Genomic DNA, 7888 nt, shown 5'->3' with positions numbered 1-7888 from the left:
CACCCCGAACCTGTTCCCGGGTGTGTCGATCAGTGCTGACCTGGGTAACGGCCCCGGTATTCAGGAAGTGGCGACGTTCTCGGTGGACGTGTCGGGTCCGCACGGCAAGGTGGCGGTGTCCAACGCGCACGGCACCGTGACTGGTGCGGCCGGTGGCGTGCTGCTGCGTCCGTTCGCCCGCCTGATCTCCAAGGCCGGTGACAGCGTCACCACCTACGGCGAACCCTGGAACATGAACTAGGACTTGTCGGCGCTCGTCGTCTTGGCGGTGTCGGGGCTCGGGCCGGTGCCCGGCCCACTGACATGCCCTCCGGATTGACCGTTCGTCTCGGCGAGGATGTTGCGGATCTCGGTCAGCAGGCTCAGCTCGGTGTCCTGGGCCTGCTCGACCTCGCCCTTCTTCCGCAGCCGGTTGTACGGAAGGACGACGAGGAAGTAGACCACCGCGGCGACAAGGATGAAGTTGATGGCCGCCGACAGCAGGATGTTCAGGTCGATGGTCTGGCCGCCGCCGATGCCGATCCGCAGGATTCCGTACTCGGAATCGCGGCCTGCGCCGATGCGGCTGATCAACGGCTCGATGATGCTCTCGGTGAACTTCGTGACCAAGCCCGTGAAGGCGGTGCCGATGACCACCGCGACGGACAGGTCGACGATGTTGCCTCTTGAGAGAAACTCCTTGAATCCCTTCAACATGCGCTCAGATCCCTCCTGAAGTCGTGTGCTATCCACAGAAACACGACGTTAGTCGGATTGGGCATGCGTCGGTTGATGCTCGGTGCTAGCTTCGCGGGGAATCAACCTGTGCAGCAGGCGAAAACGAACGGAGCGACGATGCGGTGGCTGTTGGCGACGGTGGCAGGTCTGCTCATTGGCCTCTCGGCGGTCGCAACGGCCAATGCCGATCCGGCGCCCCCTACCCCGACCACATCCTCGTCGGATGAATTGGGCGACATGGTCATGGACGTGATCCAGCACGGTGGGCCTGCGGCGCCGACGACGACACCGGTGCCCGCTCCGCCACACTGACGGCCATCAGTGGAAGGTGAGCGTCACGGTCTGCGCGAGCGCCGCGGCGGCGACGTCGTTGGCGGAGTGAGCCGGAAGCGCCACCAACACCACTCGGTCGCGTCCGGCGCCGGCGCCCTTGGGCTTCTCTGACACCAGGACCACGACAGCATCGGTGGCGACGACTTGGGGTTTGGCGTCGGCGCCGGTGTCCGACGTGGCGGCCGCCAGCACGTCCACCACATCGCCCGGACGGACCAGGTCGAGCAGGGCGGTGTCGGACAGGGGTAGCGGCACGATGCGTGCGTCGGGTCCCGCTGTGGATTCGGCCAGCCGCGGACCAAGCAGTCGCACATCGGTCAGCACCTCGCCGCGACGAGCGGGACCCGCCAGTCGTGCGCCGACCACGGCACCGACATCCGATTGCGATCCGTCAGGAACCGTTGCGGCCGAGCGTGTTTCGAGGCGGAGGTCGGAGGCGCTCAGTTCGATCCCTGGTGCGAGGTCATGCGCGGCGACGACGATCGGGGTGCGGTCAGCGTCGGGGCCGGAGCGCAACGCAGCGACGGCCGCCAAGACGACCAGTGCACCGGCCACCACACGTCGGGCGGCCACGGTGCGCGTCCAGTCGGGCCGGATCGCGGCCAGCAGCCGACTCGGAGCCGACGGATTAAGAGAGTCCCCCATGCCGCCACGCTAGGCAGCAGAAGGATGTGACGGCGCGGGTCAGCACGCGCCTGTGGATAACTTCGCCGGCGTCAGCTCGAGGCGGCGGCCGCAGGTGCCGAGCTGGTCGAGGGCGAACTCGAACCGTTCGACGAGGTGGAGCTGGACTTCTCTGACGATGATGACGATGACGACGACGAGCTCGTGGACTCCGAGCTGGACGACGATCCGTTGGACGAGCTCTTGGCAGGCTCACGGCTGTCGGTGCGGTAGAACCCGCTGCCCTTGAACACCACTCCCACGTTGCCGAACAGCTTGCGCAGTCGGCCGCTGCACTGGGGGCAGTTGGTCAGCGCGGCGTCGCTGAACGCCTGCACCGCATCGAACCGATTGCCGCATTCGGTGCACGCATAGGAATAGGTAGGCACGAAAACCTCCGAGGTGGTCAAAACTTCTTAGCACTCTACCGGCTCAAGTGCTAGAACCGCTACGTGAGCTCGATCATTCCGAGCTCGACCAGTCCGCGGTTCGGTGCCAGTGCGTGCGTCATCCGCACATCGTGTGGTTCGCCAGGGAGCCGGTCGACGAGCTCCTCGTCGCGAACAACCGCCACCAACCGGGCCGCCGCGTCGGCCAGGGGCAAGGAACGGTCGTAGAAACCCGCGCCGCGCCCGAGCCGGACCCCCTCGCGATCCACCGCAAGCGCAGGCACCAGAACCACGACTGCGGATGCGATCGCGTCGGCTCCAAGCCGCGGACCGCCTGGCTCGCGCAGCCCGAACCGCGCTTCGACGAGGCCGTCGGGCCGGTACTCGCCCCACTGCAGGGGCTCGGGGATGCCCGCGGCGTCATGGCGGGCGACCGGCAATAGGACCCGTACGCCTCGCCGCAGCAGCGAATCGATCAACTGGATCGAGCCGGGCTCGGATCCGACCGGAACATAGGCGCAAACGGTTTGCCCGCTGGCGATGAATGCCGGCAGATGCCCACACAGCGCATATGCCTCGGCGTCGTGCAGGTGGGCGGCCAGCCCCCGGCGAGCCGCCAGGATGTCTGCTCGCAGCTCGGTTTTGGTCGGGGACGCCACGGCGTCAACGATGACAGGCAAGTCGCAGCCATCGCAAAGCCGTCAAAAGCTGGGCTTGCCGGGTTTAACCAAGCCAATGCGGTTAATGTGTCAACGATGACACGGCCCGAGGTTCCTATCCCGCGCACAGCGGTCGTCCCGGCCGCGGGGTTGGGGACACGATTTCTGCCTGCCACCAAGACGGTGCCCAAGGAGTTGCTGCCCGTCGTGGACACTCCGGGCATTGAGCTGGTGGCCGCCGAGGCGGCCGAAGCGGGCGCGGAGCGGCTGATCATCGTCACCTCCGAGGGCAAGGACGGCGTCGTCGCGCACTTCGTCGACGACCTGGTTCTCGAGGGCACGCTGGAAGCGCGCGGCAAGCACGTCATGCTGGAGAAGGTCCGCCGCGCGCCTGCACTGATCAAGGTCGAGTCCGTGGTTCAGGCCGAACCGCTGGGCCTCGGCCACGCCGTGGGCTGCGTCGAAGGCAGCCTCTTGCCTGATGAAGATGCGGTTGCGGTGTTACTGCCCGACGACCTTGTCCTGCCGACCGGCGTGCTCGAGACCATGTCGAAGGTGCGAGCCAAACGGGGCGGGTCGGTGCTGTGCGCGATCGAAGTGCCGCCCGATGAGATAAGCGCCTACGGCGTTTTCGATGTCGAGGCCATTCCGGACACCAACAACCCGAACGTGATGCGGGTCAAGGGCATGTTCGAAAAGCCCAAGGCCGAAGACGCGCCGTCGCCGTACGCCGCGGCCGGACGCTACGTGCTCGACCGCGCGATCTTCGACGCGCTCAAGCGAGTTCCACGCGGGGCCGGCGGCGAGATCCAGCTCACCGACGCCATCGCCCTGCTCATCAATGAGGGCCATCCGGTGCATGTGGTCGTGCACCGCGGGTCTCGACACGACCTCGGAAATCCCGGCGGCTATCTCAAGGCTGCGGTTGACTTTGCGTTGGAGCGTGACGACTACGGGCCCGAATTGCGGCGGTGGTTGGTGGAGCGATTGGGGCTGATCGACTGCTAACACGCCATGACGGCCCCTTGACGCAGAGATAGGGGTGCAGTGCGTTCGGTCGAGGAGCAGCAGGCCCGGGTAGCGGCGGCCGCAGTGGCGCCCCGACCGGTCCGCGTAGCGATCGCCGAAGCTCAGGGATTGATGTGCGCCGAGGAGGTCGTCACCGAACGCCCGCTTCCGGGTTTCGATCAGGCCGCCATTGACGGGTACGCAGTTCGCAGCGTGGACGTACTTGGCGTCGGCGCCGCGGATGGCGACGACGAGGGCGACCGCGAGGTCAGCCTGCCCGTGATGGGGTCGATCGACGCCGGTGCCCGCACACCGAGCCGCTTGCAGCCACGCCAGGCGGCCCGCGTTCAGACGGGTGCGCCGATGCCCACGCTGGCCGACGCCGTGCTGCCTTTGCGCTGGACCGACGGCGGCGAGTCGCGGGTGACCGTATTGCGCGGAGTGCGGTCCGGAGCGTACGTCCGCCGCACAGGTGATGACGTCCAGCCGGGCGACGTTGCGGTGCGCGCGGGCACCATCATCGGCCCCGCTCAGGTTGGCCTGCTCGCCGCGGTCGGACGAGAGCGCGTGCTGGTGCATCCGCGGCCTCGCCTGTCGGTGATGTGCGTCGGCGGTGAGCTCGTCGACATCTCGAGGACGCCCGGCAACGGGCAGGTCTACGACGTCAATTCCTACGCCCTCGCCGCAGCGGGCCGCGATGCCGGCGCCGAGGTGAACCGCGTCGGCATCGTCGACACCGATCCCAAGGAATTGCGGGAAATCGTTGAGGGCCAAGTCAATCGCGCCGAGGTGGTGGTGATCGCGGGCGCGGTCGGCGGCGCCGCTGCCGAAAGTGTGCGGTCGGTGCTCGCGCAACTCGGCGAGATGGAGGTCACCCGCATTGCGATGCATCCCGGCTCAGTGCAGGGCTTCGGCCAGCTCGGCCCGGAAGGTGTTCCGGTGTTCTTGTTGCCCGCGAACCCGGTGAGCGCGCTGGTGGTCTTCGAGGTCATGGTGCGCCCACTGATCCGGCTCTCGCTGGGCAAGCGTCAGCCGATGCGCCGCGTCGTGCAGGCCCGCACGTTGTCGCCGATCAGCTCGGTGGCCGGCCGCAAGGGCTACCTGCGGGGTCAGCTGATGCGCGACCAGGACACCGGTGAATATCTGGTGCAGGCCCTCGGTGGGGCGCCGGGCGCGTCGTCGCATCTGTTGGCGACACTCGCTGAAGCGAATTGTCTGGTGGTCGTTCCGAGCGAGGCCGAGCAGATCCGCACCGGCGAGATCGTCGACGTCGCGTTCCTGGCTCAACGCGGCTGAGGCCCGAACCGGCTGTTGTCATGAACCTGTGGCGTTCCACTTCCATGCATCCGGGCTGGCCGACGCCCGTCGGTCCGCTGCGCGTACCTGCCGGGGTGGTGCGATTGCGGCCGGTGCGGTTGCGTGACGGCGCGCAATGGAGCCGGATCAGGCTGGCAGACCGCGCTCACCTGGAGCCGTGGGAACCGGTGACCGAACTCAATTGGGATGTGCGCCATGCTATTTCGTCGTGGCCATCGGTCTGTTCGGGGCTGCGCTCGGAAGCGCGCAAGGGCCGGATGTTGCCGTACGTGATCGAGGTCGACGGGCAGTTTTCCGGACAGCTGACCATCGGCAACGTCACTCACGGCGCGCTGCGCTCGGCCTGGATCGGATATTGGGTCGCGAGCACCGCCACGGGCGGCGGCGTGGCGACCGCAGCCCTTGCGCTGGGACTTGACCACTGTTTCGGCCCGGTCGCGCTGCATCGCGTCGAGGCCACCGTGCGGCCTGAGAACGCCGCGAGCCGGGCCGTGCTGGCGAAGGTGGGATTCCGCGAAGAAGGCCTGCTAAAGCGCTACCTGGAGGTGGACGGCGCATGGCGTGATCACCTCCTGGTGGCCGTCACCGTCGACGAACTCAAGGGCTCGGCGTCGTCGGCACTGGTGCGCGGAGGCCACGCGAGCTGGTCCTAGCGAGGCAGCGAAGTCGCTGCCCAGATGTTACTCATGTGACATTTGTGACTGATGGTGCTTGTTAGTTATGAATTACAGGTGTGTAATTGACTTCGGCGCGCCGTCTCCGGATGCGCTGGTCACGAACCTAGCCTGAAGGGGAAAGGAGCAGGCGACATGCCAAGCATCCCCCAATCTCTCCTGTGGATCTCTCTCGTCGTGCTCTGGCTCTTCGTGCTAGTCCCGATGCTGATCAGCAAGCGTGATGCCGTCCGCCGCACCAGCGACGTGGCCCTGGCGACGCGAGTTCTCAACAGCGGGCGCCGTTCGCGGCTGCTGCGTCGCCCGGCGCCTGCGGCCGGGCACCGCAGCGATCCAGATTGGCGACCGTCCGACGACGACATCGATGACGAGCTCGACGATGAACCCGCGGAGCGGTCGGTGATCAGGGCAGCAGTCGTCGACACCGAGGACGACACCGGCCCCGACTACCTCGACGTCGACGTGGTGGAGGAGGACTCCGGCGCACTGCCCGTCGGATCCTCGGTCAGCGAATCCGACGACGAGCCCGTCGAGGAAATCGGCGAGCCAGAGCCGGAGCCCGTGGGCCAAACGGACGAGCTGCCATTGGATTTCGACGAGCCGGTCGAAGCCGTGGAGCCGCAGGACGAGTACGACGGCGAGGACGACCCCGCCGACGACGAGTACGAGTACGTCGCCGACTCGTCGGGCCTTGAGGCACCGTCTGACTCCGACCTGCAGCTCGCTGACTCGCTGAGCGCCGCCCGCCGCCGCCGATACGAATCGAAGACCGCCGCGACGGTGAGTGTGCGCAAGTACAAATTCCGCAAGCGCATGCTGACGGTCCTGGCGGCACTGGTCCTCGTATTGGCCACCGTCGCGTTCACCGTCGCTCCGATGGCATGGTGGGCGTGCGGTTCGATCGGTGTGGTGACCATGCTCTACCTGGCCTACCTGCGCCGTCAGACCCGCATCGAGGAGCGGCTGCGCCGGCGCCGAGCCCAACGGATGGCGCGGGCACGCCTTGGGGTGGAGAACACCGAGGACCACCAGTTCGACGTCGTACCCTCCCGGCTGCGCAGGCCTGGGTCTGTCGTCCTGGAGATCGACGACGAAGACCCCGCTTTCGAGCACCTCGACTACGCCCCGTTTGCGCGGGAATTCGACCTGCCGCGGGCGGCAGGGCAGTAGCTCAGCAGCTCATTGCCGATTTCGGCAGCGACGGCGCGGGCTGGTAGCCTGCTACCGGTACCAGGGGCTATGGCGCAGTTGGTAGCGCGACTCGTTCGCATCGAGTAGGTCAGGGGTTCGATTCCCCTTAGCTCCACAACATTTGGGCATGTCAAGGCCGCTTCGCCCGCATCAGGACTCGCTCGCGAGGAAGTGCTTGGCGATTGCCGGTGAACTTTCACCCATCAGGCTGCGTGGCCGGTGATGCGCCACGGGGCGCTGGGCCTTCCCGTCGGCGTTGCTGTAACCACGACGACAACGGTGAGGTGCACGACGCGGACCTCGGCGGCGTACCGCTTGAGCAAACTAGTACGGGTGCTTGTCGGGCCTGCTGTCCCACGCCTCGTAGGCGGCCTTGGCCAGTTCGGGTCGGAACTGCTCCATGTGGATGCGACGCTCGCGAAGCGGCTTGACGAAGTCTTCGTACTGGAACGCGTCGTCGAAACCGATCTCGCGGGTCGCCTCGAGGTCGTTCGCGAAATACACCGCGGCGATACGCGCCCAGTAAATGGCGCTCATGCACATCGGGCATGGCGCCCCGCTGACGTAGAGCTCGTGTCCCATCAGCATTTTTGCGCGCTCGGGAACCGGATCGGTCGAGCCTGCCGGACGCGGAACCAGTTCCAGCAGTGTCTGATTCACCCGATCGGGGGCGATGGACGGCGCCTCCGGGTTCAAGATGAGCGATGCCGCGCGGATCGTTTCGATCTCCGCGTGGCAGGTGGGGTCGCCGGTGAGCAAGACGCGGTTCTGGCCTCGAGCCACGATCTTGTCATCCTTCACCAGGACAGCGCCGAATGGACCGCCCCAGCCGTTGTCGACCGACTCCTTGGCCAGCCGACATGCCTCGGCCATGAAGGCTTCATTAGCGCTCAATCGTCTTCCTCCCCGCCCGCCGTGATGTGAGCTATGCACGAAC

General features: G+C 66.7%; 11 protein-coding genes and 1 tRNA gene. 7 read left to right on the top strand and 5 right to left on the bottom strand.

Annotated elements, in window-relative coordinates; all coding sequences use genetic code 11:
• Positions 1-241: MspA family porin (locus VJV41_RS06400; protein ID WP_325332263.1), on the top strand; the 241-nt coding region annotated here is incomplete at its 5' end.
• Here VJV41_RS06400 and mscL read toward each other — a convergent pair.
• Positions 238-696, bottom strand: a complete 459-nt coding sequence (gene mscL / locus VJV41_RS06395) for a large-conductance mechanosensitive channel protein MscL (protein WP_325332261.1) — start codon at positions 694-696, stop codon at positions 238-240. The two genes, VJV41_RS06400 and mscL, sit on opposite strands and share 4 nt — an antisense overlap.
• Before the next feature lie 138 nt (positions 697-834).
• Between mscL and VJV41_RS06390 the strand changes: the two genes are divergently transcribed.
• The gene (locus VJV41_RS06390; RefSeq protein ID WP_325332259.1) at positions 835-1029 is read left to right on the top strand and encodes a hypothetical protein; all 195 of its coding nucleotides are present in this window, start codon (positions 835-837) and stop codon (positions 1027-1029) included.
• 6 nt (positions 1030-1035) lie between these two features.
• On the opposite strand, the gene VJV41_RS06385 is transcribed toward VJV41_RS06390, so the two are convergent.
• The 3 genes from VJV41_RS06385 to VJV41_RS06375 form a co-directional block, all read right to left on the bottom strand.
• A complete protein-coding gene (locus tag VJV41_RS06385) occupies positions 1036-1695 on the bottom strand; it encodes an SAF domain-containing protein (RefSeq protein WP_325332257.1) in 660 nt (219 codons plus the stop codon).
• A gap of 71 nt (positions 1696-1766) precedes the next feature.
• A complete protein-coding gene (locus tag VJV41_RS06380) occupies positions 1767-2102 on the bottom strand; it encodes an FmdB family zinc ribbon protein (RefSeq protein WP_325332255.1) in 336 nt (111 codons plus the stop codon).
• 59 nt (positions 2103-2161) lie between these two features.
• Positions 2162-2761, bottom strand: a complete 600-nt coding sequence (locus VJV41_RS06375) for a 5-formyltetrahydrofolate cyclo-ligase (RefSeq protein ID WP_325332254.1) — start codon at positions 2759-2761, stop codon at positions 2162-2164.
• A 96-nt stretch (positions 2762-2857) separates the two neighbouring features.
• Between VJV41_RS06375 and VJV41_RS06370 the strand changes: the two genes are divergently transcribed.
• From VJV41_RS06370 to VJV41_RS06350, 5 genes are all read left to right on the top strand, one after another.
• Positions 2858-3769: a UTP--glucose-1-phosphate uridylyltransferase gene (locus VJV41_RS06370; RefSeq protein WP_325332252.1), complete on the top strand. Its 912-nt coding sequence runs from the start codon at positions 2858-2860 to the stop codon at positions 3767-3769.
• A gap of 39 nt (positions 3770-3808) precedes the next feature.
• Positions 3809-5065 carry a gephyrin-like molybdotransferase Glp gene (gene glp, locus VJV41_RS06365; protein WP_325332250.1) on the top strand — a complete coding sequence of 419 codons (1257 nt, stop codon included), beginning with the start codon at positions 3809-3811 and terminating at the stop codon, positions 5063-5065.
• Positions 5066-5085: 20 nt separating this feature from the next.
• Complete coding sequence (locus tag VJV41_RS06360) at positions 5086-5739, top strand: GNAT family protein (protein ID WP_325332248.1); 654 nt, start codon at positions 5086-5088, stop codon at positions 5737-5739.
• 156 nt (positions 5740-5895) lie between these two features.
• Complete coding sequence (gene glpR / locus VJV41_RS06355) at positions 5896-6930, top strand: gephyrin-like molybdotransferase receptor GlpR (RefSeq protein ID WP_325332246.1); 1035 nt, start codon at positions 5896-5898, stop codon at positions 6928-6930.
• 63 nt (positions 6931-6993) lie between these two features.
• Positions 6994-7066: transfer RNA gene (locus tag VJV41_RS06350), tRNA-Ala, on the top strand.
• A 209-nt stretch (positions 7067-7275) separates the two neighbouring features.
• On the opposite strand, the gene VJV41_RS06345 is transcribed toward VJV41_RS06350, so the two are convergent.
• Positions 7276-7884: a nucleoside deaminase gene (locus VJV41_RS06345; RefSeq protein ID WP_325332244.1), complete on the bottom strand. Its 609-nt coding sequence runs from the start codon at positions 7882-7884 to the stop codon at positions 7276-7278.
• Between the last annotated feature and the right edge of the window lie 4 nt (positions 7885-7888).

Origin of the sequence: Mycobacterium sp., assembly GCF_035274705.1 — a bacterium.
In the GTDB taxonomy this organism is placed as follows: Bacteria; Actinomycetota; Actinomycetes; order Mycobacteriales; family Mycobacteriaceae; genus Mycobacterium.
The sequence above is the reverse complement of the archived record's forward strand: the minus strand, read 5'-3'. Positions and strand labels throughout refer to the sequence as shown.

What these genes read in the sequence shown, in the direction of transcription:
- mscL (WP_325332261.1), bottom strand. Translation starts at nt 696, where the DNA reads ATGTTGAAGGGATTCAAGGAGTTTCTCTCAAGAGGCAACATCGTCGAC.
- VJV41_RS06390 (WP_325332259.1), top strand. Translation starts at nt 835, where the DNA reads ATGCGGTGGCTGTTGGCGACGGTGGCAGGTCTGCTCATTGGCCTCTCG.
- VJV41_RS06385 (WP_325332257.1), bottom strand. Translation starts at nt 1,695, where the DNA reads ATGGGGGACTCTCTTAATCCGTCGGCTCCGAGTCGGCTGCTGGCCGCG.
- VJV41_RS06370 (WP_325332252.1), top strand. Translation starts at nt 2,858, where the DNA reads ATGACACGGCCCGAGGTTCCTATCCCGCGCACAGCGGTCGTCCCGGCC.
- VJV41_RS06360 (WP_325332248.1), top strand. Translation starts at nt 5,086, where the DNA reads ATGAACCTGTGGCGTTCCACTTCCATGCATCCGGGCTGGCCGACGCCC.
- glpR (WP_325332246.1), top strand. Translation starts at nt 5,896, where the DNA reads ATGCCAAGCATCCCCCAATCTCTCCTGTGGATCTCTCTCGTCGTGCTC.